Origin of the sequence: Glutamicibacter sp. NPDC087344, from assembly GCF_044744225.1 — a bacterium.
Classification (GTDB): Bacteria; Actinomycetota; Actinomycetes; order Actinomycetales; family Micrococcaceae; genus Glutamicibacter.
The window spans coordinates 53,383-79,533 of record NZ_JBIUXY010000004.1 but is presented as its reverse complement, the minus strand read 5'-3'; the positions used below and the strand labels follow the sequence as shown (position 1 = coordinate 79,533).

At 59.7% G+C, this 26,151-nt stretch carries 21 protein-coding genes; 9 read left to right on the top strand and 12 right to left on the bottom strand.

The window, feature by feature from the left end; translation table 11 throughout:
* The first annotated feature begins 96 nt into the window (after positions 1 to 96).
* The 6 genes from ACIOWL_RS07950 to ACIOWL_RS07925 all read left to right on the top strand — a co-directional run bounded on the left by ACIOWL_RS07950 (position 97) and on the right by ACIOWL_RS07925 (position 7,195).
* A complete protein-coding gene (locus tag ACIOWL_RS07950; protein WP_400383373.1) occupies positions 97 to 984 on the top strand; it encodes a LysR family transcriptional regulator in 888 nt (295 codons plus the stop codon).
* A gap of 199 nt (positions 985 to 1,183) precedes the next feature.
* The gene (gene kdgD / locus ACIOWL_RS07945) at positions 1,184 to 2,122 is read left to right on the top strand and encodes a 5-dehydro-4-deoxyglucarate dehydratase (RefSeq protein WP_400383372.1); all 939 of its coding nucleotides are present in this window, start codon (positions 1,184 to 1,186) and stop codon (positions 2,120 to 2,122) included.
* Positions 2,123 to 2,168: 46 nt separating this feature from the next.
* Positions 2,169 to 3,767 carry an aldehyde dehydrogenase (NADP(+)) gene (locus ACIOWL_RS07940; protein WP_400383370.1) on the top strand — a complete coding sequence of 533 codons (1,599 nt, stop codon included), beginning with the start codon at positions 2,169 to 2,171 and terminating at the stop codon, positions 3,765 to 3,767.
* Positions 3,768 to 3,771: 4 nt separating this feature from the next.
* On the top strand, positions 3,772 to 5,097 hold the full coding sequence (locus tag ACIOWL_RS07935) for an enolase C-terminal domain-like protein (RefSeq protein ID WP_400383369.1): 1,326 nt from the start codon (positions 3,772 to 3,774) through the stop codon (positions 5,095 to 5,097).
* A gap of 137 nt (positions 5,098 to 5,234) precedes the next feature.
* Positions 5,235 to 6,173 carry an AEC family transporter gene (locus ACIOWL_RS07930; RefSeq protein WP_400383367.1) on the top strand — a complete coding sequence of 313 codons (939 nt, stop codon included), beginning with the start codon at positions 5,235 to 5,237 and terminating at the stop codon, positions 6,171 to 6,173.
* An 86-nt stretch (positions 6,174 to 6,259) separates the two neighbouring features.
* The gene (locus ACIOWL_RS07925) at positions 6,260 to 7,195 is read left to right on the top strand and encodes an AEC family transporter (protein ID WP_400383366.1); all 936 of its coding nucleotides are present in this window, start codon (positions 6,260 to 6,262) and stop codon (positions 7,193 to 7,195) included.
* A gap of 367 nt (positions 7,196 to 7,562) precedes the next feature.
* Here ACIOWL_RS07925 and ACIOWL_RS07920 read toward each other — a convergent pair whose 3' ends face one another.
* The 10 genes from ACIOWL_RS07920 to ACIOWL_RS07875 form a co-directional block, all read right to left on the bottom strand.
* Positions 7,563 to 9,020 (bottom strand): alpha/beta hydrolase domain-containing protein, encoded by a 1,458-nt coding sequence (locus ACIOWL_RS07920; protein WP_400383364.1) that lies wholly within the window; start codon positions 9,018 to 9,020, stop codon positions 7,563 to 7,565.
* 91 nt (positions 9,021 to 9,111) lie between these two features.
* Complete coding sequence (locus ACIOWL_RS07915; RefSeq protein ID WP_400383362.1) at positions 9,112 to 10,380, bottom strand: 2-hydroxyacyl-CoA dehydratase; 1,269 nt, start codon at positions 10,378 to 10,380, stop codon at positions 9,112 to 9,114.
* On the bottom strand, positions 10,377 to 11,465 hold the full coding sequence (locus ACIOWL_RS07910; protein WP_400383361.1) for a hypothetical protein: 1,089 nt from the start codon (positions 11,463 to 11,465) through the stop codon (positions 10,377 to 10,379). Before ACIOWL_RS07910 ends, ACIOWL_RS07915 begins: the two co-directional genes overlap by 4 nt.
* Positions 11,462 to 12,709: a CaiB/BaiF CoA transferase family protein gene (locus ACIOWL_RS07905; protein WP_400383360.1), complete on the bottom strand. Its 1,248-nt coding sequence runs from the start codon at positions 12,707 to 12,709 to the stop codon at positions 11,462 to 11,464. Before ACIOWL_RS07905 ends, ACIOWL_RS07910 begins: the two co-directional genes overlap by 4 nt.
* Complete coding sequence (locus ACIOWL_RS07900; RefSeq protein ID WP_400383358.1) at positions 12,706 to 13,857, bottom strand: CapA family protein; 1,152 nt, start codon at positions 13,855 to 13,857, stop codon at positions 12,706 to 12,708. Before ACIOWL_RS07900 ends, ACIOWL_RS07905 begins: the two co-directional genes overlap by 4 nt.
* Positions 13,854 to 14,735 carry an alpha/beta fold hydrolase gene (locus ACIOWL_RS07895; protein WP_400383357.1) on the bottom strand — a complete coding sequence of 294 codons (882 nt, stop codon included), beginning with the start codon at positions 14,733 to 14,735 and terminating at the stop codon, positions 13,854 to 13,856. Before ACIOWL_RS07895 ends, ACIOWL_RS07900 begins: the two co-directional genes overlap by 4 nt.
* A 49-nt stretch (positions 14,736 to 14,784) precedes the next feature.
* Entirely contained in the window at positions 14,785 to 15,615 is an 831-nt protein-coding gene (locus tag ACIOWL_RS07890) for an ATP-binding cassette domain-containing protein (protein WP_400383355.1), read from the bottom strand.
* Entirely contained in the window at positions 15,612 to 17,513 is a 1,902-nt protein-coding gene (locus ACIOWL_RS07885) for a dipeptide/oligopeptide/nickel ABC transporter permease/ATP-binding protein (RefSeq protein WP_400383353.1), read from the bottom strand. The genes ACIOWL_RS07890 and ACIOWL_RS07885 overlap by 4 nt, the downstream gene beginning before the upstream one ends.
* Positions 17,510 to 18,439: an ABC transporter permease gene (locus ACIOWL_RS07880; RefSeq protein WP_400383351.1), complete on the bottom strand. Its 930-nt coding sequence runs from the start codon at positions 18,437 to 18,439 to the stop codon at positions 17,510 to 17,512. The genes ACIOWL_RS07885 and ACIOWL_RS07880 overlap by 4 nt, the downstream gene beginning before the upstream one ends.
* Positions 18,440 to 18,454: 15 nt before the next feature.
* Positions 18,455 to 20,041 (bottom strand): ABC transporter substrate-binding protein, encoded by a 1,587-nt coding sequence (locus tag ACIOWL_RS07875; protein ID WP_400383349.1) that lies wholly within the window; start codon positions 20,039 to 20,041, stop codon positions 18,455 to 18,457.
* A 153-nt stretch (positions 20,042 to 20,194) separates the two neighbouring features.
* On the opposite strand from ACIOWL_RS07875, the gene ACIOWL_RS07870 reads away from it, so the two are divergent.
* Together ACIOWL_RS07870 and ACIOWL_RS07865 are read left to right on the top strand one after the other, a co-directional pair.
* The gene (locus tag ACIOWL_RS07870) at positions 20,195 to 21,628 is read left to right on the top strand and encodes an alpha/beta hydrolase domain-containing protein (protein ID WP_400384233.1); all 1,434 of its coding nucleotides are present in this window, start codon (positions 20,195 to 20,197) and stop codon (positions 21,626 to 21,628) included.
* Positions 21,629 to 21,773: 145 nt separating this feature from the next.
* Entirely contained in the window at positions 21,774 to 22,304 is a 531-nt protein-coding gene (locus tag ACIOWL_RS07865; protein ID WP_400383348.1) for a MarR family winged helix-turn-helix transcriptional regulator, read from the top strand.
* Positions 22,305 to 22,309: 5 nt separating this feature from the next.
* On the opposite strand, the gene ACIOWL_RS07860 is transcribed toward ACIOWL_RS07865, so the two are convergent.
* Positions 22,310 to 23,611: an MFS transporter gene (locus tag ACIOWL_RS07860; RefSeq protein ID WP_400383346.1), complete on the bottom strand. Its 1,302-nt coding sequence runs from the start codon at positions 23,609 to 23,611 to the stop codon at positions 22,310 to 22,312.
* Between the two features lie 407 nt (positions 23,612 to 24,018).
* On the opposite strand from ACIOWL_RS07860, the gene ACIOWL_RS07855 reads away from it, so the two are divergent.
* Positions 24,019 to 25,191 carry a mandelate racemase/muconate lactonizing enzyme family protein gene (locus tag ACIOWL_RS07855; protein ID WP_400383344.1) on the top strand — a complete coding sequence of 391 codons (1,173 nt, stop codon included), beginning with the start codon at positions 24,019 to 24,021 and terminating at the stop codon, positions 25,189 to 25,191.
* 55 nt (positions 25,192 to 25,246) lie between these two features.
* On the opposite strand, the gene ACIOWL_RS07850 is transcribed toward ACIOWL_RS07855, so the two are convergent.
* Positions 25,247 to 26,146 carry a LysR family transcriptional regulator gene (locus tag ACIOWL_RS07850; RefSeq protein ID WP_400383342.1) on the bottom strand — a complete coding sequence of 300 codons (900 nt, stop codon included), beginning with the start codon at positions 26,144 to 26,146 and terminating at the stop codon, positions 25,247 to 25,249.
* Positions 26,147 to 26,151 lie beyond the last annotated feature (5 nt).

The following is a 26,151-nucleotide window of genomic DNA, read 5'->3' as shown; positions in this document are numbered from 1 at the left end:
ACGCCTCACTGACACGAGTACTAGACAAGAGTAGAAACGAGATAGGATACATGTCCAAGACCCTATTTGCATGGCATGATGCTTGGAAGGTAAAAGTTGTTTACCCTTGATCAGGCCCGGAGCTTCGTCGCGGTCGCCGAAGAGCTGCATTTCGGTCGCGCCGCCGAGCGCTTGCAGATGACCCAGCCTCCACTGAGCCGCCAAATCCAAAAACTTGAACGAATCGTCGGCGTGGAGCTGCTTGAACGCGACAATCGGCACGTCACCCTCACCGCGGCCGGTGAAGCTTTCCTCTCCGAAGCCCGCCGATTGGTGATCGCCGCGGAGCGCGCCCCGGAGAGCGCGCGCCGCATTGCCAGCGGGCAAATCGGTGCCCTGCGTATTGGCTTCACCGCCGCTACCGGCTTCTCAATGCTCGGTTCCCTGCTGGAGGAAATTGCGCTCAAGATGCCAAATGTTCATCTGGAGCTCACCGAACTTGTCACCAGCGAACAGGTCACCGCGCTGCTGGACGGGGATCTCGACCTGGGTTTGGCCCGCCCTCCCTTTGATGAAAAACTTTTTGATTCAAGCTTGCTGCTCTCCGAGGGCTTGTTTGTCGCGGTGCCTTCCGGGCACCGGCTGGCCGCCCTGCAGCGTGATCTGATCGCCAGCGACCTGGTGGATGAACCACTGATCATGCATTCGCCCACCAAGGCCCGCTACTTCTACGACCTGGTGGTCCGCCAGATTGAGATCGAGCACAAAAACGTGCGGCATACCGTGAGCCAGATCCTGACCATGATCTCCTTGGTGGCCGCCGCGCGCGGGGTGGCGTTTGTCCCGGAAAGCGCCAAGGTGCTGGGTGTCCAGGGAGTGACCTACCTGCGGTTGGTCAGTCCCGTGGAGCACCCGGTGGAGCTGCACGCAATCTGGAATCGGGAATCCCGCAACCCCGCCCTGGCCCGCATGTTGCAGGTGATCAACGCGGATCCATTGCACTAATCCGCGGTGTGAAGATTCACGCTCTCGCTCTGGCTTCGGCGGCTACATGCTTTGATGCCCTCAAGGTATCAATCAATACAACTTAGGGCTTAGACAGGCATAGCTGGTTGGTCCTAACCTTGAGGCATAAGCAACTATCCCCTCCGCCAATTGCGCACAGTGGATCCCTCTGAGCCGCGGGCCAACCAAAGGATTTCTGATGACTAAGTACACCCCATTTGAACTTGCCGCCAAGCTCAAAGACGGCCTCCTGTCCTTCCCGGTCACCGCATTTGATGCAAATCTCCAGGTTGACGAAGCCGCTTACCGCAAGCACCTGGACTGGCAGTCGAGCTTCGATGTGGCCGGCCTGTTCGCAGCCGGCGGCACGGGTGAAGGCTTCTCGCTGACCACCGAGGAATCAAAAAACGTCGTCCGCATGGCAGTTGAAGAGGCAGGCGACCGCGTTCCAGTGCTGGCATCCGCCGGCGGCTCCACCCTGCAGGCAATCGAGCAGGCGAAAAACGCTGAAGAGGTTGGCGCCGAAGGCCTGCTGCTGCTGCCTCCGTACCTGACCGAAAATGATCAGGAAGGCCTGTACCAGCACGTTTCGGCCATCGCCGCGTCCACCAAGGTGGGCATCATCGTGTACAACCGCGCCAACGCCATCTACTCCCCGGACACCGTGGCCCGCCTGGCCGAGAACCACGAGAACTTCATCGGCTTCAAGGACGCCATTGGCGACATCGAGCACAACACCAAGATGTACGCCAAGAACGGCGACCGCCTGTTCTACCTCGGCGGCCTGCCAACCGCAGAGACCTTCGCCCTGCCGCTGCTGCAGCTGGGCATGAGCACCTACTCCTCGGCCATGTACAACTTCGTTCCAGAGTTCGCCCTAGACTTCTACAAGGACGTACGCAACCTGGACCGCGTTGCAGTGAACGAGAAGCTGAACCGTTTTGTCCTTCCTTACCTGGATATCCGCGACCGCGTCAAGGGTTACGGCGTCTCCATCGTCAAGGGCGGCATGAAGGCCATCGGCCGCGACTGCGGTTCGGTACGCACCCCGCTGCAGGACATGTCCGAGCAGGACCTGGCGGACCTGTCGGCACTGATCAAGACCGCAGGGATTGTTCCTGCAGGCGCCAACCTGTAAATCTGCTCGCTACGAAACCATCTTTCCTTCGGACCCGGGAGCACCATTGACCAGCACCACCCAAAACCTGACCGGCCAGTCCATCCTCGCAGGCGTACGCACTGCGGGCAACGGACGCGAAGTCCACGGCTTCAACCCGGCAACCAACCAGCCGCTTGAACCGGCCTACAGCCTGATTGACGAAGCGCAGCTGAAAACTGCCACCGCGGCCGCCGCCGAGGCCTTCGCCTCCTTCCGCCAGCTGGAACCAGCCAAACACGCAGACTTCCTGGACGCCATCGCGGCGAACATCGAAGCAGTGCGCGAAGAACTGGTGGCCCGCGCCATGGCCGAAACCGGCCTGCCAGAAGCTCGCCTGAACGGCGAGACCGGCCGCACCGCCGGCCAGCTGCGTTTGTTCGCAAACGTGGTTCGCACCGGCGACTTCCACGGGGCCCGCATCGACCCGGCCCTGCCGGAGCGCACCCCGTTGCCACGTGTGGACATCCGCCAGCGCAAGGTTCCGATGGGCCCGGTTGCGGTCTTCGGCGCCTCGAACTTCCCGCTGGCTTTCTCCACCGCCGGCGGCGATACCGCCTCGGCACTGGCCGCCGGCTGCCCGGTAGTCTTCAAGGCCCACAACGCCCACCCGGGCACCAGTGAGATTGTCGGCTCCGCCATCACCAAGGCCATCGAGGAATTCGACCTGCACCCAGGGGTTTTCTCCCTGGTCTATGGTCCGGGAGCCTCCATCGGCCAGGCACTGGTCTCCGACCCGGCCATCAAGGCTGTCGGTTTCACCGGTTCACGTTCCGGCGGCGTCGCCCTGATGGAAACCGCCGCCAAGCGTCCAGAGCCAATCCCGGTGTACGCCGAAATGTCCTCGATCAACCCGGTGATCTTCTTTGAAGGCGCACTGGCAGACCCCGAGGCGCAGGCCAAGGCCTACCTGGGTTCGCTGACCGGTTCCTCCGGCCAGCTGTGCACCGCACCGGGACTGGTATTTGTCCCGGTCGGCACGGCAGGCGACGCTTTTGTGGCGGCCATCTCCGGCAACGCACCATCGCACAGCGGACAGACCATGCTGACCGCCGGCATCTACTCCTCGTGGGTGGCCGGTGTCGAAGCACTTGGCGCCCAGGAAGGTGTTGAACTGGTCGGCCAGGGCAGCGCTGGCTCCACCGAGAACGCGCCGGCCCCACGGGTCTTCGCCTCCGGGGTGAAGCAGCTGAACGAGAACCCGGTCCTGCAAGAAGAGATCTTCGGCGCCGCCTCGCTGGTCATCCGCTACGAGTCGGTGGCAGAACTTGGTTCGGCGCTGGCCAAGCTCGAAGGCCAGCTGACCGCAACACTGCAGCTGACCGAAGCAGACTACGCCCAGGCCGCGGGGATCATCCCGACCCTTGAACTGAAGGTTGGACGCATCCTGCTCAACGGCTGGCCAACCGGTGTCGAGGTGGGCCACGCAATGGTTCACGGCGGCCCGTTCCCGGCAACCTCCGCCCCGCAGACCACCTCGGTCGGTTCGCTGGCCATCGAGCGTTTCCTGCGCCCGGTTGCCTACCAGAATTTCCCTGAAGCTCTGCTGCCTAAGCCAATCGCGCAGGCCAACGAGTGGAAATTGAACCGCCTGATCGACGGCACCCTGAGCATCGCAGGAGAGTAAGCGAATGAGCAACCCAACCATTGTTTCGGTCAAGGTCATCCCGGTGGCCGGCCACGACTCCATGCTGCTGAACCTTTCCGGCGCCCATGGACCGTTCTTCACCCGCAACATCGCCATTGTCACCGACTCCGAGGGCCGCACGGGCCTGGGCGAGGTGCCAGGCGGCGAAGCGATCCGTTCAACCATTGAAGAAGCAGGAGCGCTGATTGCCGGCGCTCCGGTAGCAACCTACCGTTCGCTGCTACGCAAGGTGTCCTCCCGTTTCGCTGACCGCGACGCGGGCGGTCGAGGCGCGCAGACCTTTGATCTGCGCACAACAGTGCACGCCGTCACCGCCCTGGAATCCGCGCTCCTAGACCTGCACGGGCAATTCCTGGGCGTGCCGGTGGCCGAACTGCTGGGCGATGGCCAGCAGCGCGACGCGGTGCCGATGCTCGGTTACCTCTTCTACATTGGCAACCCGGACCTGACCGATCTGCCGTACCTGCGCGAACCGCAGGGCGCAGATGACTGGGAGAAGGTACGCCGCGAAGAGGCCATGACCCCCGAGGGCGTGGTCCGCCTGGCCGAAGCCGCACAGGCCCGCTACGGGTTCAAGGACTTCAAGCTCAAGGGCGGCGTGCAGGCAGGCGACCTGGAAGTTGATGCGGTCACCGCCTTGAAGCAGCGTTTCCCCGAAGCCCGCATCACCCTTGACCCCAACGGCGGCTGGCTGCTGGAGGACGCAATCCGCTTGGGCAAGCGGATGAAGGGCATCGTGGCCTACGCGGAGGATCCTTGCGGCCCCGAAGGCCGTTTCTCCGGCCGCGAGGTCATGAGCGAGTTCCGCCGGGCCACCGGCCTGCAGACCGCCACCAACATGATCGCGACCGACTGGCGCGAAATGGCTCACGCGGTGCGCACCAACGCCGTGGACATTCCGCTGGCTGACCCGCACTTCTGGACCATGTCCGGCTCGGTACGCGTGGCGCAGCTGTGCAACGAGTTCGGCCTGACCTGGGGTTCGCACTCGAACAACCACTTCGATATTTCGTTGGCCATGTTCACCCAGGCTGGAGCGGCCGCTCCGGGCGAGATCACCGCGCTGGACACCCACTGGATCTGGCAGGACGGCCAGGATCTGACCGAGAACGCTCCGAAGATCGTGGACGGCGAAGTGAAGGTTCCAGAGGCGGCGGGCCTGGGTGTCACGCTGAACATGGACCGAGTGAACGAAGCACACGAGTTGTACAAGGAACACGGTTTGGGTTCGCGTGATGACGCGGTCTCCATGCAGTACCTGATCCCGGGTTGGACTTTTGATTCCAAGAGCCCTGCCCTTGTGCGATAACTCAAAAAAATAAGTACTAAAAACACATTGCCCAGGGGGCGGTGGATGCCTGCGCGAAGAGCCTGCATCTGCCGTCCCCCTCGGTGTGTTGCAGCACCCTGCGACACCGAGCCGGGCTTTTGCGGCTTGGAGGCCTGATGCAGGGAGTCTTACAGGGATTCGCGGTAGTGATCATCCTGATTGGCATCGGCTTTGGCACGGCGCGGTTCATGCCACGGCAGCGGGAAGCCATTGCCAAGGGCCTAACCCCGCTGATCTACTACATCACCAACCCGGCGCTGATGTTCATCCTGCTCTCCGGCACCGACCTGCACGCGGTCGTAGGGGTGTTCACCCCGATTGCCTTGATCACCGCGGTGGTGACCGGCGGGGTGTACGCGCTGCTCACCAAGGCGTTGTTCAAAACCCCGCTGCAACGTATTCCGGCCGGTGCCATGGCCACCAGCTACGTCAATGCAGGAAACATCGGTGTGCCGCTGGCCCTGTATGCGGTGGGAAGCACCACCCCGGTGGTTTCGGTGCTGGTTGCCCAGCTGCTGATCATCGCCCCGCTGTACATGTGCCTGTTCGCCCTGGTGTCGCGCAAAAACGGTGCCGAAGCCTCGGCGCCGCTGGGCCGCACCATTCTCAAATCCATTGCCAACCCGGTCACCATCGCCACCTTCATTGGCGCGTTGTTCTCCTGGTTCAACATTCAGCTGCCCGAGGTGCTGCACTCCCCCGTGCAAATGCTCGGCGACTCCTCCATCCCGTTGCTGCTCATGGCCTTCGGCATGTCCTTGTACGGCCAGAAGCCCCTGGCGGATAAAGCGCTGCGTGGCGAAGTTTTACTTGGCGCCGGGTTAAAGGTGTTGTTTATGCCCGTTGCGGCGTACCTGCTTGCTAAACTGGTGTTTGGATTACAAGGCACGGATCTACTGGGTGTAGTGATCATGGCTGCTTTGCCCACCGCACAAAATGTGCTGCTTTTTTCCCAGCAGTTCCGGCTCAACCCGGTGGTTCCACGAGAAGTAATCCTGACCAGCACCCTGCTTACCCTGCCGGTGGTTTTGCTGGCCACGTTCTTGCTGACCTAGTCAATTGAGCATGTCATACCCATGTTGTCAATGGCTCGGTGCATAGCTGTTGGCTGCAGCCTAGATTTCAAAGCAATGGGAGAATAATGTACGGCGTCATCGAAGGATTCTTCGGTATCTGGGTCATCATTGGTGTTGGTTACTGGGCAGGTAAAAAGAATCTCTTCGGAGACAATGGGCGTTACATTCTGAACCGGCTCACCTTTTTTATCGCCTCCCCCACGCTGTTGTTCACCACCATTTCCGCCGCTAAACCGCAAGAAGCACTGGGACCCCAGCTGTTTATTGCCGGGATTTCAGCCATGGCAGTTTTTCTGGCCTTCTGGATTTTCTCCAGGCTGGCCTTCAAACGCAGTCCCGGGGAACGAACCATTGGCTCCATGGCCGCCTCCACGGTCAACGCCGGCAACCTGGGGCTTCCCATCGCCATCTACGCGCTGGGAGACATTTCCCTGGCCGCGCCGATTGCACTCTTCCAGATGTCGGTAATGACCCCGCTCTCGCTGGCGCTCATGGAAAAGGCCACGGCCAAGGGTGGAACGAAGTTCACCGGAGTCCTGTGGCGAACCATCAGCAACCCGATGATCATCGCTTCCGTCCTGGGTCTGCTCTGCTCCATCTATCAGTGGCAGCCTCCGCAGATCATCATGACCCCGATAGAGCTCTTGGCCGGCGCCTCGATCCCGGCCATGCTGCTTGGTTTCGGTTTGTCCCTGGTCGGTTCCCGCCCGCTGCAGCGCAGTTCCAAACGGCGCACCGAGGTGTGGGTGGCAACCTTCAGCAAGCTGGTTTTGCATCCGCTGCTGGCCTGGGCCTTGGCCGCGTGGGTCTTCCGCCTGGATTCCACCGGACAATACATCGCCGTCATCATGGCCGCGTTGCCCACCGCGCAGAATATCTTCGTGAATGCAGACCGGTACGAATCGGGAATCACCATTGCCAAGGACACGGTCCTGCTCACCACGGTGCTGGGAATTCCCGCCATGCTTGGTTTCGCGGCGCTGCTGCTCCATCTGGGCTAGACGCCCCGGTAGCTCATGGGGGTATCTGTTCTCGGCTTGCTCCCCTGTGCTGGCAGCCCCAACATCCGCAGAGCAGTAGATCACTCACCATATTTCCGCCGTGCATCACCCGTAAATTATTGGCGCTCCGCGCCATCTCGGATAAGCACTATCCGCTTCACCGGTGTTCCCCGCACAGACAACAACGCAGCTGTTCATTCCCAGATCACTGGGAGGAACAGCTGCGTTGTTGGTTTCATTTAGGTGTGCGGGATGGTGTTCACCGAAACATTTTCCGGAGTCTCATCCGGGTGCGAAGCACGGGTTCCCTAGGTGACTTCACATCCGTTTCGGGTGTTGATCGAGGTACAGACCGACCCGCGAGTTCTCAGTGGCTGTGTGCATGTTCGACCGTGAACACCTTGAGCGCTTCGTTGGTTAGTTCCTGCAGGTACAGCTCTTCATCCGCGGCGCGCAACCAGCGTTGCTCAACCATTTGCTGGACCCGTTGGCGGGCCTGTTCAAGATAGTCAGTGAGTCCACCCGGGTAGAGTTTCTCAATTTCTGAAGGCTCCAATGGTGTCCGCAGCATCTGCAGGTACTGCGGTGTGTAACGTGCTTCGGTGCGGCCGGTGGCGGCCCCGTATCGAGCCAGCGGCACATCCAGCTGGACCGAACGCACCCCGCCACGCGGGTTCCCGAACTCGTCGTACTCAATCTGCTGGGCACGGTTCACACGCAGCTGTGCACCTGGCGGTGGCGGCACCGACTCGCGAACCCAGGAATCCAAATTCTGCATGGCGGCGGCGAAAAGCAAACGAACAGGAACGTCACTGATCTGCAGGTTCGGCTCATATTCACCCACAGCTTCCGAATGGTTGCGATCCTTCAGTTGCTGCCGGTAGGTTCGCGGCGCAGGGACACCGGTATCCCGGTGCGATGCGCCGGCGACCTCATAAAGCCGATGCCTCCCCAACCCCTGATCGATATCCGGGATCTGGGCCCCGTAGTTCGCCTGGCCTTCATTCTGACTCAAAAATTCGATCACCGGCACATCGATTGGCCGCAGTGTGCGCCGAGCGTCACCCAGCGGCGGCACCGGTGTGTGTGAATTGATAGGCAGGTACCCCGGTTGTTGCCACGGGCTGGAGATTCCAATGGCATAACCGTCAATCAACGGTCCACCATCTGCTGCCCTGAACAGGTCGTGGAATCCCTCATTGATATAGGTTCGCTGGAAGCTGCCCAGGAATGACCAGCCTGAACAGAAAATTCGCTCAATTCCAAGGTCGGCTAGGAAGCTTCGCTCCGGCGATCGAAGCAGCTTCGCGGTATCGGCCAGCACCGACCAGCGGATCCCGTCATCTGTTGGCCAGTGCAATGGTGCGTAACGCTGGGAATCAAACCACTTGGTCACCCACGGGCCAGCAATCGGGTTTTCAGCCGTTGACTGGCTACGGCTTTTCGCATCCGTGCCGGTGGCAACAGCGACGAAAGCCGCACCGGTGCTCAGCACCAGGTGTTCCGCCCAGTTCCACTGCACCCCGCCGAGAAACGGGTGCATTCCGGTCAGATGCACCACCCCGTTGAACGCGCCCGCATCGCGTGGACGGACTACGAGGATTCGGGTGGTGTAGGGAATCCCCTCGTGCTCAAGTTCGGGAAGGTCCTGCCCGGAGCGATAAATGGCCCCGAACCCGCTGAGGAAATATTCTTCCTGGACGTAGCCTGCCCTCTCCAGCGCCTGTGCTTGAGCGGTGTCGGGTAAAGCAGCCGGTGAGTACACCTCGTCGCTGCTGTTGAAATCGATCTTTGTGCACTGTGGTGTAACCGTAGTGGTAGTCATTGTTCAAGTCCTTCCAGAATCGGCCCTGCCGTAGGAATCGGCAGGCCGAATGCATCGGTTCAAGTGAATTCCTAAAGGTTCATGAGCGCGCTCAGCGCACCGAAGAGGCAACGATCTGTGTTTCCAACCGAGTCCTGATGAATTCCGAGATCCGTTCACGGACAACAGTGGCATTCAAGGCCTTCGCATCAGTGTTGCTTCCGCGCAATTCCAACACCGGTATCCCGGCTTCTTCGAGGGACCTAGTGATGTATCCGGCGCCGGAAACGTCATCCGCGACGAGGTGCACTACACCATCCACACCATGGCTCAGTGCCTCTTTCAGATACCACTGGTTGGATAACGGCGGTGCATACAGTTGATCGGTGAGCCCCACAAATCTTGCGGCCAAGGCCCGGTGAGGGTCCTGCCCGTTGCGTTCGTAACCGTCGGCGGCGATGGCCAGATACATTGACCAGACAAACGCCGCGCCAAATTCCTGCCGGAAGTGTTCGTACAAATCCAGGTCTCCCCACAGCCCACGTCCGACCCACATCAGCCTCAGCCGCTCGGGCTGCGTCTGCTTCGCTTCGGCGGCCGCTAGCAGCTCGGTGACTTCGCGGTTCAGATTCCGGGCCGCGTCAAGTCCCCATTGGGAGCCGCGATGCCACTGCGGAACCATCACCGCAGAGACCGAATCAGCCAGAGACACCGGGGTTGGTCTCGCTTGGGCTAAAAGGTCGCGGGTGGCCCTGTTGGTGCGCGCTTGGTCGTTGCCCAGCTGCATGATCTGCCGGAACTTGTCTTCATCCCAACGACGCCCGGTCAGGTTTTCCAAGTACTCGATCAGCTGACGTTGTTCGTCCACCAGAAGATCCAGGCGGTCGCTGCCGAATACCGTTTCCCACTGCTCTGGAACCAGCTCCCACCATTGGTCCGGGGCGGGATCTGCGGCAGTCCGCGCGAACCGAAATACCTCGGTCCCCTCGATGTCTTCCCACAGGCCGAACGCCTTGGCGGTTGCGTCTCCCGTGTTTTCAGCCAGTACAACCCGCGGTTGCGGCAGCCCGCCCCACAGTTCTTCCCGCTCTCCGAGCAGGTACGACCCGAACGGCAAGGCATCATATTGCTGGATATTCGTGGGATAACCCAACTCGGCCAACGCATCCAAGGATGCCCCCGCCAGTCGTTTAGCCGAGACAATCGAAGCCCACCACTGGCTCACAATGTAAGGGATACCCATGGTGCGCAAGATTTCATGCGGGGTATCCGCGGTCACCAGGGCGATAGGTTCTCCACGTCGCGCGGCTTCCGCCGTATCCAAAAACCATTGTTTTTGGTACGTGGTGGCCTGTTTTGCCGACTGCAGCCTTGAAGTCAACGGATCTCCTCCTTCAACTGTTGTCCGACATTCAACTCAATTTGTTCCGATCCATGCACGATTCGCAGCTCGACGTCACGCTGTTGGCACACGCTCTGTTGTGCCGGGATGTCCCATGCGGCGGCCTGGTCCCAGGTTTGCAGGACGGCGATGACCTCGCTGACCGGATGGGTGCCAAGCAGCTGGTCCAGGTACTCGGCGCGGTCCGCAGAACTTGAGGTCGCCGAGGCGGCACCCCACCGGGTCACCGCAATCGCTAATTCAAGGTCCCGCTCCGGGGTGTTTCCTCGTGGTTCTGGACGCAGCGAGGTCGCCAACGCCCCGCCCGCGTGGTCTTCACCCACGACGCGACGGCCGGTGGATTCGATACGCTCGTGGACCGCCGAGGTCCAGGTCCGGCTGCCGGTGAGCAGCACCGGCAGGCCCTGGTCAGTTACCGGTTTCCAGCTCATCGCCCGCTGTAGTGCATCATCGAGTGAGCATGAGGAGGCCTGCGCCAGCTCCTCCACAAACTCAGAACCACGGCACTGGCTGGTTTCCCGGGTCAGCTCAAGTGCGTGGTGGATCCGTGCCACCTGGGACCAGGCGTCGGGATGGTATGACGGAGCGATTGAGCAACGTTGCTGATACCACCGTGCCACCGTTTGACGTGCAACGCCCAGCCGACGTTGGTTATACATGTAGGTGCTGGGCCGGTCCAGGTGCAGCAGTTCCAGATAGTGCACCGGCCAGGCCAGCGCATTGTCCTTTTCCAGCATGCGCAACACGTAGTACAGACGCAGGGTGTCCTGGGATTCTCGTGAGACGATCACACCGGTCAGGAAGTCCAAGTCACCATCCAGAATCTGGTCAAGAATCCGCGCGATCTCCGGCGAAGCCGATGCACCCAACAGTTCAATTGAACGCTGCGACGGTTCCTGCCCGTCGGGAAGAATCGTGAAGGGCACCGCCTCAATTTCGTCAACCAAGGCCCTGGGGATATCCGCGCCGACCAGACCGATCACCGGCAGTTGCGCAGCATAGTTCACCGCCCGGTCAATCCGTTCCTGGCTCAGGGTCCGCCACGGCTCCCGGCGCCAGGTCATGATGCGGTCCGCTGGGCCCCGGATGGCACCGCATCACGGTTCAGGAACTCGTTGAGCACGGACTCGGTGTGCTCGCCCAGTCGTGGAGCCTGCCGCCCAAGGGACAGATCAATACTTGACATCACAATTGGCACCCCAGAGCCGAAGACCGGTTCTTCCAGGTTCGGCCCCGCAGACAACTGCACCACCTCACCGCGGGCAAGGACCCGCGGGTCGCGAATTGCTTGGTCGGGAGAGCGTACCGGCGCAACCGGGGCGCCGGCCGCACTGAGTTCGGCAACAGCCTGCTCGGTCGTGCGGACGCTTGCCCAGTCTTGGATGAGTCCGTGCAGTTCGTTTGCGTGCGCCACCCGTGCATCCCGGTTGATGAAACGCTCATCCTGAGCCAGTTCAGGCCGGTTCATCCCGCGGAATACGGAGGCAGCCATGGGGTCTGTTGGCGCACTGAGCGAACAGAAACCATCAAGGGTCTGGAATGTGCCGAAGGGAGCCAGCCGCGGAACAAAGGCTCCGGTCCGCTGCGGAATGCCGAACCGTTCCAAGGCTTCGAATGGCTCGATAGCCACCAAGGAGGTCAACGCACCGAGCATCGACACATCAACCAGTTGCCCTTCCCCGGTCTGCTGACGGTGCAAGACCGCGGTCAACGTCCCGATGACGGCGAAGAGCGGGGCGGCAAGATCCCCCAGGGGAAGGCCAAACCGTACCGGGGCTTCTCCTTCTTCTCCGGCGGTGAACATCACCCCGGATAGCGCTTGGACAATGGCGTCCATGGCCCGCAAGCCGTCGTTGTTGCCGGTACTGCCGAATCCGGTGATCGAGGTGTAGATCAGGTCGGGTTTCACCGATTTCAGTTGCTCGTAGTCCACCCCCAACCGCGAGGTGACCCCGGCGCTGAAGTTCTCCACCACAATATCGGCGTGTTCAACGAGGCCGAGGAATCGAGAATGGTCCTGGGGATCCTTCAGATCCAGCAACACTGATTCCTTGTTGCGGCCCCGGAGCATCATGGACAGGGACATATCCTGCTCGTCTTCGCGCTGAACGGCCAAACCGTGGGAGGTGACATAGGGTGCGTTGTTCCGTGAGCTGTCCCCGCCCGTACCCGGATTTTCAATCTTGATAACCCGTGCACCCAATGAAGCTAACAGCATCGTGGCGTAGGGTCCGGACAATGCGGTGGTCAGATCCAGGATCACGACTCCTGATAATGGGCCGCTCACAGTAGCGTTTGTGGTGTTCATGATGGTTGTTCCTCTGAAACTGTTAAGTCGATGGCTAGATAGTCCTCGACCCAGTGTGTTGTGGTGTCGAATCCCGCTTCCGCGGTGATGTGCTGCAGATACTCAACGACCGGACGTGCGTCGGCTTCATTGCGAAGCGGTCGCGGCACTGCGTCTTGGCCTATCCAGCAAGGGATAAAACCGGCACCCAGTTCACCCTGCTCCGTGATTTCCAACCGCGCGATACCGGTATTCCGGCTTTGCGGATGGAATGCGTAGTTGGGCATCGTGGGGTCGGGGTCGAAACCGAAAAGCTTGCGTCGGCGCTTGGCCCAGGCAATACGTTCGGGTGAGTCCTGTCCGGTGGTGTTCAGTGCATTGGTGACGGTGACGAAGTTCCCCAGCCCGTGATAGATCGGCGCCCCGCGGTACACCTCGATCCCGCGCATGATGTGTGCGTGGTGCGAGATGACTGCCTTGGCTCCGGCATCAATGGCCGCATGGGCCAACTGGATCTCATAATCGGCGACCTCGGCAGGCATGTGGCCGATGCCCTTGTGGAGGGCGACAATCGGAAAATCCACCCGAGCGGCCAGGTCCTTGACGTCTTGGATAAAGGATTTGAGGGCCTTGGGCTCGGCGAAGGTGTAGATGCTCGGTGGACCGCCGGGATTGGCCGAGTCCAGCTCGTAGTGGGTCAGGACGTTGACATGCGCGCAGCCTGCTTTTTTGCTGGTGGCCCAGGAGTCTTTGGGTCCCACGCAGTTGTAGTTCGCTACCCCCAAACTCACCCCGTCCATATCGACGATCGCCGGTTCCTTCGCCTGTTCGAGATTGATCCCGGCACCGGTCACCGCCAGCCCCGCGTCCTGGGCCAAGCGGCGAGTGTCCGTGATTCCCTGAAGACCGCAGTCGTAGATGTGGTTTCCGGCCAGGGTTGCAATGTTGAACCCGGCCAAACCGATCTGTTCAACGTTGTGTTCGGGGGCCGGCGGAGCCGGCACATCGGTGGAGGTCACTTCCGTCGAGGAGGTGTGCGGCACTTCGATCTGGCAAATGCTGATGTCAGCAGCCGCGAACAAGTCCCGGGTTGGTTCGAAGTACTTCGCTACCTCGTTTTCGTCGAGGACCAGGTCCCCCACTGCTAGCACTGTGCGTCGGCGGGTCATACGGTTCCGGCCTCTCCCTGGGCCAGGGACATGGCCTCGTTGCGCAGCGGAAGCGCGGTGCCGGCAAGCTCATCCATGAACAGCTTGATTTCACGGATGAGGCGTTCTGGGCTTTCTTTGGCGATCCAGTGCCCCTCATCCTCGAACAGGACGGTTTTGGCCCCTGGAACCGCGGTACCTGCCAAGACCGAGGAACCCGACGGGATGACCCCGTCACGCATTCCACCCAGGATCAGTACCGGAACGGTGATGGTCCCAAGGACCTCACGCAGCGAATCATTATCGGTTGCTTCCGGGAACGGCATGCCCTGATTGATTTTCTGCTCCAGCGGATCACGTTCAAGTTTTGTGGCCAGCGCCTGTTCAAGGACCTGTTCACGCAGGGTTTCACGCCCCGGCGGGGTGGGGCCGGCAATCTCCAGCATGGCCTCGCGGATGACCTCGACGTTGCCGGGGTTGTCCACAATCTTGCGGCGCCCTTCCGAGGAGTCGGTCACCCCGTAGCGCAGGTGCGGGGTGCCCACCACGGAGAGCAGCGCCTTCAGTCGGTGCCCAAAACGGTGGGCAATGACCCAGCCGATTCCTCCGCCGTGGGAGATGCCGGTGTAGGTGAACTGCGGGATGTTCAGGTGGTCGGCGAGCGCAATAACGTCCTCGGCCCAGCGGTTCAGGTAGCCCTGCGGCGGCGCGGTTTCCAGGCGGCTGGAACGTCCGAAGCCGCGGGTTTGCAGGGTGATGACTCGGTAGTTTGTTGGAGCCTGGGCGAGGCTTGCCGGATAGGTGGGGTGGAAGCCATTGGCCGATGAGATGATGACTTCCTCACCATGGCCGAATTCTTCGTAGTAAAGATCCTGGCCGTCGACGTGAATGGTAGGCATAGGTTAGCTCCTTGTGCTCAGGTGAATCGTGCTGAAGTGGAAAGTACTGTTATTTGGCGCTGGCTAGTGCTTGGCGGCGTGCGCGTCGCAGGGCTTGTTCCTCGGGGTTCGGGACCGGGGAAGCATCAAGCAGCGCGCGGGTGTATTCGTGTTGCGGGTTGGCATAAACGGTTTCGGCTGGCCCGTGTTCAACGATTACCCCGCGGCGCAAGACCACCAGTTCGTCGGAGATGTGCCGGACCACCGACAGGTCATGGGAGATGAACAGCAGGCTCAGCCCCATGCTGCGTTGCAGTTTCGCCAGCAGGTTCATGACTTCGGCTTGGATTGAGAGGTCCAAGGCGGATACCGGTTCATCGCAGACCACAAAGTCAGGTTCACCGATCAGTGCTCGGGCGATGGCGATACGCTGGCGTTGTCCGCCGGAGAACTGCGCCGGGTATCGTTCGGCGGCTTCCGGTGGCAAACCAACACGTTCGAGCATGGCCTTGACGCGTTCTTCCAACTCGGCCTTGGAGATTTTGGTGTGCTGGCGCAGTGGTTCAGCCAAGGTATAGCCAATGGTTTTGGTGATGTCCAAGGATGAGTAGGGATCCTGGAAGATCACCTGGATCCGGCGGCTTAGCTGTTGGCGGTTCTTGCGGCCAAGTCCGGCCAGCTGCGTCCCGTCGAACATCATGGAGCCTTCGGCTGCGGGGACCAGTCCCAGCAGCGCCCTGCCGATGGTCGACTTTCCGGAGCCCGACTCACCGACCAGTCCCAGGGTCTGTCCGCGTTGGATCGTGAAGTTGACGTCTTTGACTACACGCACCTTACGCCGGCCGTTGACATAGTCAATGGATAGGTCACTGACCTCTAACAGAGGTTGTGGGGTGTTCATGACTTGTTCCTCAAGAGTTGGTCTACCTGGATGCAACGGCTGGTGCGTGAGTCTTCAAGCTCGGATTCCACCACTGGCGCGCTCTTGCAGGCTTCGGTGGCCAACGGGCAGCGGGTGCTGAAGTGGCATCCTTGCGGCCAGCGCGACGGCGGCGGGACAACTCCCCCGATGGTTGGCAGTGGCTGGCCCTTGATCGCGTTGTGCGGGTTGGATTCCATCAGCGCATGGGTGTAGGGGTGCATGGGTCGGGCGAACATCTGGCTCACGGTGGCCTTTTCCACCACTTCTCCGGCGTACATCACCACAGCCCGCTGGCAGATATCTGCCACCACGGCCCAGTCATGAGTCACGAACAACAGCGCCATCCCGCGGTCGGCCTGCAGTCCGCGCAGCAGGTCCAGGATTTCTGCCTGGACCGTGACGTCCAGTGCGGTGGTCGGTTCGTCGGCAATCAACAGTTTCGGTTCGCCGGCCAAGGACATCGCAATCACAATTCGCTGGGCCATGCCACCGGAAATCTGGTGCGGGTACAGCTTGGCGACGTGTTGCGGATCGGGAAGTTTCACCGCGCGCAGCAGTTCCAGCACCACCTTGTCCGCTTCCTTGCGGGAGCACTTGCGGTGGGTGCGAACCACCTCGGCGATCTGGAATCCCACCCGGAAGGCAGGGTCCAGAGCAACCATTGGTTCTTGGGAAATCAATCCCATCTCATTGCCGCGCAGGGTGCGGTACTGAGCCGGGGTGTAGTTGGTGATCTCGGTACCCCGGTAGTGCACGGTGCCGGAGATGATACGGCCGTTGTTTCCCAGCAGACCCAGGATTCCCAGTGCCGTCACGGATTTTCCGGATCCCGATTCGCCGACCAGGCCAACGACTTCACCTTCGGCAATATCGAAGCTGGTGTTCTGAACCACGATGGTCTGAACTCCGTCTGCTTCAAAGGCAATGGTGAGGCCGCGTACCGAGAGCAGCTTGGTGGTGTCCGGCGCGTTGACCTTCTGGGCCAGGGGCGCGAGCGCCTTTTTGTTTTTGGTTCCGGCCGGGCGTCCCAAACGTTCGGAGTTCACGTCGCGGATCGCATCACCCAACAGCCCGAAGGCCAGCGTGGCGATGGTGATCAGACCGGCGGTGGGGGCCAGCATCCAGGGGAACTGGCGCATCACGGTGGATGCTTCGGAAACCATTCCGCCCCAGGTGGGCTCCGGTGGTGGCGGGCCGAATCCGAGGAATGCCAGACCGGTCTGCACACCCAAGGCGATTGCACAGAGCATGGAAGCCTGGACAATCACAACACCGGTGGTGCGCGGAAGCACGTGACGGAAAACGATGGCGAGGTTGTTCAGGCCGATCACCCTGGCGGCATCCACGTACAGTTCTTCGCGAACCGAGAGCACGGTCCCGCGGACAACTCGCACCACGGTTCCGGCGGAGAGCACACCATGGGTGATCATGGCAGCCGTCATTGAGTTGCTGAAGATGGCCAGCACACCGAGCGTCACGATGATGCCGGGAATCGCCATCTTGATGTCGATCAGGCGCATGACCAAGGTGTCGAGTTTTCCGCCGGCAAAATAGCCGACCAGCACACCCAGCGGTACACCGATGACCAATGCCGTAATGACAGCCTGCAGGACTCCGAAGAGTGTCAGGGTTCCACCGTACAACAGGCGGGTCAGGATATCCCGGCCCAGCGAGTCGGTGCCCAACCAGTGTGCAGCCGATGGGTTCTGCCGCACCGAGGCCAGGTCTTGAACCAGCGGGTCGTAGGGGCTCAGTGCCGGTCCAATCAGGCACAAGAGGATCAGCACCAGGAGGAATGCCGCCGAGGCAACACCGAGCGGCTTGCGCAGGAAGGCTCGCACGGTAGCGCCGCCCCGGCTGTTTTTGTTGAAGCTCACGAGACACGCACCTTGGGGTTAATGAATCCGTACACAACATCGACCAGCAAGTTCACACCGACAACAATGAGGGTGAAGTAGACCCCGAGGCCCAGCAGAACTGGCATGTCATGCGTCATGGTTGATTGGGTTGCCAGGGAACCAAGCCCCGGCATCACAAAGACGTTTTCGATAAACACGGCACCGGTCAGTGCGCCGACCACACACACGCCAAGCACGGTGGTGGCTGGGATTGCCGCATTCTTCAACACGTGGCGGAAGAGAATTGAGCGTTCGCTGATGCCGTTGGCGCGCAGCACCCGAATGGAGTCCCGGCTGAGGACCTCCAGCGCGGAGTCGCGCATCTGTTTGGCGACCAGGGTGGTGCCTGACAGGCTCATGGCGATCACCGGGAGGGTGAGGGACCAGATCCAGTTTCCAAATCCGTCTTCCAATGACATGTAGCCTGTTGCGGGAAACGCCCGCACCGTCACGGCGAAGAGGGACACCAGAACCACAGCGAAGGCGAAGCTCGGGATAGCCAAACCGAAGAGGGAGAAAGCATCCAGGAATCGGCCAATCCATCCGCCCTTGACCGCGGAGAGCAGGCCAAGCACGGCGCCAACAACGCCGATGACCAGGGTGGAGAGGACCATCAGGGAGACCGTGACCGGCAAACGGTAAACGATCACCGTCACCACGTCCTGGCCGCCGAAGATCGAGGTTCCAAAGTCGCCCCGGATGGCGTCCGTCGCCCAGTTCCAGTACTGCTGATAGAGCGGAAGGTTCAACCCCATCTGTTCACGCAGCGCAGCCAGGCTTTCCGGGGTCGCTTCCTCACCCAGAATTGTCGCGGCCGAGTCTCCAGGCAAGATGGAGGCCAGAACAAACATCACCATCGAGACGATCAGCAGCATCGGCACCGCGAGCAGTAGCCGCTTACCCACATAACGTAACAAGGGTCAGTCCACCTTCGGCTGCCAGGACAGTTCCTTGGTGGGACCGTTCGGGATGCTGGTTGGGTTATTTGCAGTGGTTCCCACATTCGTGACCGCCGGGCCCGCGTATTTCACGTTCATCGCGGTGAAGACCGGGATGACATAGGCAAGATCGTGGTGGGCACGGCTCATGTCTTCGTAGATTGCCAGGCGTTCGGCCTCATCGCTGGTGCGCAGCGACGCTTCGTAGAGGTCCTGGATTTCCTTGTTCACGTACTCAAATGGGTTGCGGTTGCCCGAGGTGAGCATTTCACGCTGCACATTGCCCATGGTGGTTCCGGAGATAGGGAAGATCACCGCTTCATACTTTTTGGTTAATGCTTCGCTGGTGAAGTTCGCGATACCGGTGGTGATCACCTCGAGGTTCACCTTGATCCCAATCTTTTCAATGGCGTCGGCAATGGCCTGCGAACGCATGGTTTGGGAATCAATAGTGTTCTGCGTCAGGATGGTCAGTTCAAATCCGTCAGGGTATCCGGCTTCGGCCAACAGCGATTTGGCTTTGTCCACGTTGTATTCGTAGTCCAGTCCTTCGACCCAGCCCGGGGTGCCTTCGTTCATGATCTGGCCATTGGCCACGGAAAGATCCGGGTGGACCGCATTGGCGATGGCTTCGCGATCAAGCGACATCGCGATCGCCTGGCGCACCTTGGGTTCCTTAAGTGCAGGGTTAACCACACCGTCCATGTCGGCTAGGAACAGGGACCAGTTAAAGAACGGGACGGTATCGATTTCAAGTCCGGCGTCTTTGGCGACGTCGTAGGTGGTTGAGTTTCCGGAGGCGATGTCCACCTGCCCGGTCGTGACCGCGGAGACCACTGCGTTCGGATCGCCGATGACCTTGATGACGACCTTGTCATACAGCTGGGCATCCGGGTTCCAGTAATCGGGGTTGAGGTCGTAGACGTATTCGGAGTCGGGAATCGTTTCGGTACCGCTGAGGATGTAGGGGCCGGCGCCGTAGCTGGTTTTGAGCAGCTCATCCGGGTTGGAGACACCTTCTGGGCTGATGACGTTTCCAACGCGGTATTCCTGCGTCATGGTCAGCGGCGCATCGGGGAACGGGCTGGAGTATTTGACCGTGACACCGGTTTCATCCGAGCTCACTTCTTCGATCGGTCCCACGCGGGCGGACTTGGAGCCGGCGCTTTCCATGAAGTACTCCAACGACTCCTCGACGGAGCTTGGGGTCAGGTCTTCGCCGGTGGAGTACTTGACCCCGTCACGAATCTCCATGCGGAACTCGGTGTTGTCCTTGTCCAGGAACTCCCAACTCTCAGCGAGGTTGGGAACATACTTGCCGTCCCGGTCCAAGTAGATCAGCGGGTCATAGGCGAGCGAGACAAATGCGGTGCTGCCTCCCGTTCCGCCCAGGGTTGGATCCAAACTTGTTGGCGGGCCGGTGAACTGCATGGTGAGCTGCTCTGCTCGACCAGTTTCAGAATCAATCGTTGCGCCCGATACGTCACCGGCGCAGGAAGTCAGTGCAAGTGCAGTGCTAACGAAAAGCGCGGCTAAAACGGTACGGGGTGTACGCCTTGGCTGTGTCATTCTTGCATCCTTGAAAGAAGAAGGAAGTTGAAGAGGAAATGCCACGATTGAAATCTTCAACAATTGAATTTGTGATACGTGACACAAGTGATGTTATCAGGTACCTTGAGAACGTGACAAGACCTACGTCGAAAGGAATTTGCAGTGAATGAAATGACGATCACCGAGATCACTGAACCCGGATATCCCTTGGGCACCGCCTGGCTCCCGGACGAGAGCCAGGGAAGGAATCTCGCCCTGGAAGGGTACATCGAGCAGGAGTACCTGATCACCACCCAAGTCTCCGAATGGCAGTTCTCCAGCGATTTCGAACGCCTCAAAGTGGCAGAACACCCGGTGGCCACCAGGGTATTGATTCGCCGCCCTTCCGACCTCTCACGCAGCAGCGGCGTGGTCTCCTTGGAGCCCCTGCACCCGAATCTCGATCGAGCGAACACCTGGCGCATGTCCCATGACTGGATCACTCGTTCCGGGCACACCTGGGTCGGGGTGACCCAAGAGCCGACCATGGCAAAATACCTTGCCCAGTTGTTCCCCGAGCGATACCGCCAGCTCTCGATTCCCGTATCAAGCGCGGTGTATGACCTCCTGGGACAGGTCTCCCAGTCGCTGCATGCCGGTGCCTTCGGCATTCCGGTCTCGCACGTCATCGTCTCAGGCTGGTCCGCCACGGGAAGCCTCAGCAGGGTGTATCTTCAAGAAGGTTTCCTGAGTGAGTATCGGACGCAAGACAACCGTCCAAGCATCAACGGGGTGTTGATCGGGATTTCCTCGGGCGCCGCGGCAAGGGCAGGATATCCGCCCTTTGAACCGGCTCAAGAGACCTTGCCATTGGATCATCCACGCCGTGTGATCTCTGATTCAGAAGTTCCCGTGTTCGAGGTTCTCTCGGAGTTTGAATCCGAGACGCATTGGCCTGTCCTGCGACCTGATTCCGACACGGCGAAGGGCCTCTACCGGCTCTATCAGGTGGCCGGAACATCTCATGCGAACCTGGATAACACCATCTTGACCAATGACCTTCAATTTCGCGCCGCCGGGCTGGAGGTCAGTGAACGTCGAATTTCGGAGATGGCCTCTGATGGCCAGCTCAGTTCCGTGGCACCGGCACTCTATGACGCATTGGTCCAAAACATTGTCGCCAAGCAGGAACCACCTCTAGGCCTACGGCTTCAGCGCCACGCCACCGATGGACTTGGTGAGCGCACCGCTCCCCTGGCTCTTGACGAGGACTCAAACGCCTTGGGTGGAATTAGAACTCCATGGGTTCATACGCCGCTTGCCACCTACAAACCCCACAGTTCACCCGAGCCGGGATTCTGCACCCCCGGCGAATGGACTCCCCACGCAGATGCGAATCAGGCCGCACGGCTAGTTGGCCATATGATCCCATTGCCTGCCTCGCGCATCCATGAACTCTATCCTGCAGAGCAACAGTATTCCGATCAGTTCGCGCAAGCGGTTCAAGCACTACTCGATGCCGGATATCTCCTCAGCGTTGAGGCGCAGGAATTGCTCGATTCTCGTCACCGACGTTGGGAAGCGGCCATGAGCCGCACACAATCTTCTGCAACGCCAGCACGATAACTACCGCCTGGGCTTGACTGGCCCACCTCCTCCCACCGCGAATTCAGGGCCAGTCAGCCTTTTCCATTCACCCGTTAGGTCCAGTCTTCTTTGCAATCAAGTAACCTGATATAGATCGTTGTTGCTGACTCAAGGAAGAGCACTCATGGACGGATTAACTACCGAGATGGCTATCCCCGCAGATCATATGCCCGCTACGGATCTGCTGTATTACACGATCTCGCGCTTGGAGAAGGCGCTGGGACGCGCGTTCGAAACCATTGCACTGCGGCATGGCTTCTCACAGCCCGAGCTGGTGGCGGCCCTGGTTTTGGCCGAAGGCGTCCCGGTGTCCAACGCGCAACTGGCCCGCCGCACCTTCGTCTCTTCCCAGGCCAGTCATGAGCTCATTACGGTTTTGGTCAACCGTGGGCTGGTTCAGCGCGAGGCTCACGAAACCAACAAACGCATCAAGTTACTGAGCCTGACCGAAGAAGGTTGGAAAGTTGCCAACGCTTGCCAAGCGGACCTACTTGAGGTCGAGCAGCGTGCAACACAGAAGCTAGCACCCAACAATCGCGATGACCTCATCAGGCTCCTGTCGCTCACAGCTGAAACCATCCGCGGCGGCTACTTTGGCGACGAGGAGGCGGAATCCGAGGCGCTGGAACTGCGGGCCAAATTGCGCGAACGGTAAACCCGTCATTTCACTTGCCTGCGCCGCGCCGCGAGCGCCCCGATGATCAGCACCACCACCGCGCCAACCACACACACCGCAGATCCGACGAAAAACGGCATACGCGCTCCGGACACGTCAATGAGCCATCCGGCGAAAAGCGCACCGACGGGGATTGAGCCAAAACTCCCAAGCGTCACTAGAGACATCATTCGGCCAATGGTGGCAGGTGGAACCATGCTCTGCGCTGAGGCATTGATGACACCATGGAATAACCCAATACCCAGCCCCAGCACTGGAGCCATCAACAAGAGGAATAACAAGGTGGGTGCGGCCGCATTCAGCGCCAACGCCACCGCAAACACTGCCAAAGCTGGGGTCAATGTTCTAAACGACAAGGCACGGTACCGTGCAAGGATAAACGCCCCGGCAACCGACCCAATCGCATTGAGTGTGTGGGTAAGCCCTAAATGCTCGGCCCCACCGCCATGGGTCTCGGTCACCAATGCCGTCAGCACGATATTCATGTTCATGGCGGCAATCGTGACCAATGAATTGATGATTAGAAGAATCACCAACAGATGAAAGTTGGGTAGTTCTCGAAAACGGATCTTGATGCGCGGGGCACCTTTTTCCGTTCGGGCAAATAATTCGGCAGGGCGAATCATCAAAAGTGCCGTGACAACCGCAGCGTAGGAGCCGGCATTGATGATCAGGCAGGGAACCGGCCCCAGGGCCGCATAGGCCAGACCCGCCAAACCCGGACCGATAAATCGCGCGGTAGAGGTGTAGGTGCTAGCCAGAACCGTTCCTTGCTTGAGCCTGTCTGGGCCTACGAGTTCATAGATGAAGGTCTGCGCAGCGATTCGCTCAAGTCCCTGAAATGCACCGGCAAATGCCAAGAGCCACAGCAGCGATTGAAGTTCCCAGCTGCCGTCCCCGACCATTGCCACGAGACTCAGTGAAACGGCAACACTACCTGAGGCCGTGGCAAGCAGGATACGACGCACGGGAAACCGGTCAGAGAGCCACCCGGCGAACGGTGAAAGTAGAAAGATCGGAGCGAACTGCGCAATTGTCACCCATGCGAGCGAGGTGGCACTGCCGGTGGACTGCAACACCAGTAGGGAAATAGTCAGATTTTGAAACCACGAGCCAGTATTTGAAATCAACTGCCCAATGAAATAGAGACGAAAGGCCCGAACTCTAAACGGGTTGCCTTGCCGACCACCTTTTTCACGCTGCTGGTTGTGCGTACCCGCACTCTCGGTCTCGTTGATGTTATTGCCGACTTGCTGCCGATCTGGTTGCCCTACGTCCCCGCTCATCACACACCGCCTTGGATCGTTGCTCTCGCACACGTGAACAGCGGGTGCGCTGATTCTTGTCCATCGAAATGGTCAAAAACAGAGAATCAGTAGCTGCTACCCGCTGGTTAGTTGATGGCGATATTCAAATCATCAAGCCACCTTATATAACATCAACCTACCTGATTTTAATGTAATTGTCACGAGGAATTTTTTGGCGAAAGCTCACAACATTGACACCCTCATGCCAATTCTTCGAAGGGATCCCGCCGTTACTGTGCTCCCGGGTCAAAGCGACACGGCACGCAGGAACATTCAATTTCTGCATCTGCACATGTGATTTTTATGTTGGAATTTTTCCTCGGCCAAACCTATCGTTGTCCACATCCGCACAGTTCAATCCGTCATTCTCCCGAGGAAACTACCCGATGTCTCAACTGAACAATTCCGCACTTCTGTCCGATTCCAAAACTCAGCACGATATCGATACGATCACCCGGATCAAGGTTTCCACTGCTGCAGTGCCCCTTGGCCATGACATCAGCGACGCCAAGGTCTTCACCGGACGGCAAAACCCTTTGCGGGAAGTGCCACTGCTTTTTGTGGAAATTGAAACCGCGGATGGCCTGACCGGAATGGGCTTCAGCTACACCATCCGCCATGGTGCCCCCGGACAATATGCTCACGCGTGCGAACTGGCGCCATTGCTGATTGGGGAAGACCCCAACGACATCAGCAGGCTCTGGGACAGGCTCATGTGGGCTGGGGTGTCCGTTGGCCGCAGTGGTACCGCCATCCAAGCTATCGCCGCATTTGATACTGCGTTATGGGATCTCAAGGCTCGGCGAGCGCGACTGCCATTATCGAAACTGATCGGTGCGCATCGCAGCTCGGTACGCTCCTACAACACTTCCGGCGGGTATCTCAATGAATCCGTTGAGGTGATCATCGAAAATGCCAAACGCTCTCTCGAGTCGGGCATCGGCGGCATCAAGATGAAAGTTGGTCTTCCCGACGAGCTGGAGGACCTGCGCCGTGTCAGTGCAGTTCGCGAGGCCTTGGGTCCGGAGGTTCCGCTGATGGTTGATGTGAACCAGCAATGGGATCGAACCACCGCGCGGCGCATGATCCGGGCACTGGACGAGCTCCGCCTGACCTGGATTGAGGAGCCTTTGGATACCTATGACGTTGATGGGCTGGTCCGCCTGACCGATACCTTTGATTCGCCCATCGCCAGCGGAGAAATGCTCAGCTCGGTGCGCGAGCATGAGGTTCTAATCAACGCCGGAGCCGTTGACTTCATCCAGCCCGATGCCCCACGTGTGGGCGGGATCAGCGAATACCTGAAACTTGTCACCCTCGCCGAACGCCACCAGCTGAGCGTCGCACCGCACTTTGTGATGGAATTGCATGTCCATCTGGCGGCAACCACCGGTCAGGATTCATGGGTTGAGCATTTCGACTGGTTGGAGCCGGCATTCAACGAACGAATCGAAATGCGAGAGGGGCACCTGATGGTTCCCACCGGGCACGGACTGGATCTAAGCATTTCGGACCAGGCGCGCAGTTGGACCTTGGCCTCCGCCGAATTCTCCGCGTAGATCATGGCCTCGGCTCGACGAGTTAACTGTGGAAATGTTTCCAGGCCGGGGTTGGCTAAGACTGGTGTTTGTTGAAGCTTGCTAGTGCCCGCGTAGCCATTTCTACCAGTGGATTACGGCTCGCCGGATTCCAGGCGAGATGGTGTTCAATTCGGTTGAGCTGCTCAGCACCGGCTGACAACACAAGAGGTTTAAGCGTGACGCTGGGACTGGTCCAATCGGCAGTTGCCGACGGGACCAGTCCCACGCCGAGTCCTCCGGCAACAAAAGATAGCAGTGCCTGCACCTGCTCCGCGCTTTGAGTGCTTTTCAGCGATACATTCTCCGCTACCGTCAAGCGACTGACGAGGTCATGGAAGTATTGGGCGTTAAGTGGCGAGTACATGATGAAGTCTTCACCTTGCAGTTCGTCCATTCTGATGTCCGGGCGCGCTGCCAAGCGGTGTTGTGTCGGCAGCGCAACCATTAGTTTGTCGGACTTCAGGAGTGCAGTTTGTGCCGCATGCAAGGGCGCAGGAAGTCTGAGTACTGCCAAATCAATTTCTGCGCGCTCCAACAGCCTGGCCTGCTCTGCTGATACATCCTCTCGCAGGACCACTTTGACCCTGGGTAGTACTTCCTTGAGTTCTCGCAGCAGTCCAGGAAGTACTGCTTGAGAGGCAACTGCAGTGTACCCAATGTGCAGTGTCCCAGTACTTCCTTCGGTGAGGTTCTTAACCTCGCTTCTCGCCCTCAAGCAGCGGTCAAGAATGGCGTAGGCGCTGGGTAGAAACAGCTCACCTGCGGGCGTCAGAGTAGTCTGACGAGCGCCACGGTGAAACAACGGGGAACCAAGGTCCTTCTCAAGCAGCTGGATCTGCCGACTGAGCGGGGGCTGAGTCATATGCAGCCGCAGCGCGGCATCACCAAAGTGCTGCTCTTCGGCAACCGCTACAAAAACTTCCAACTGCTTCACCGTGA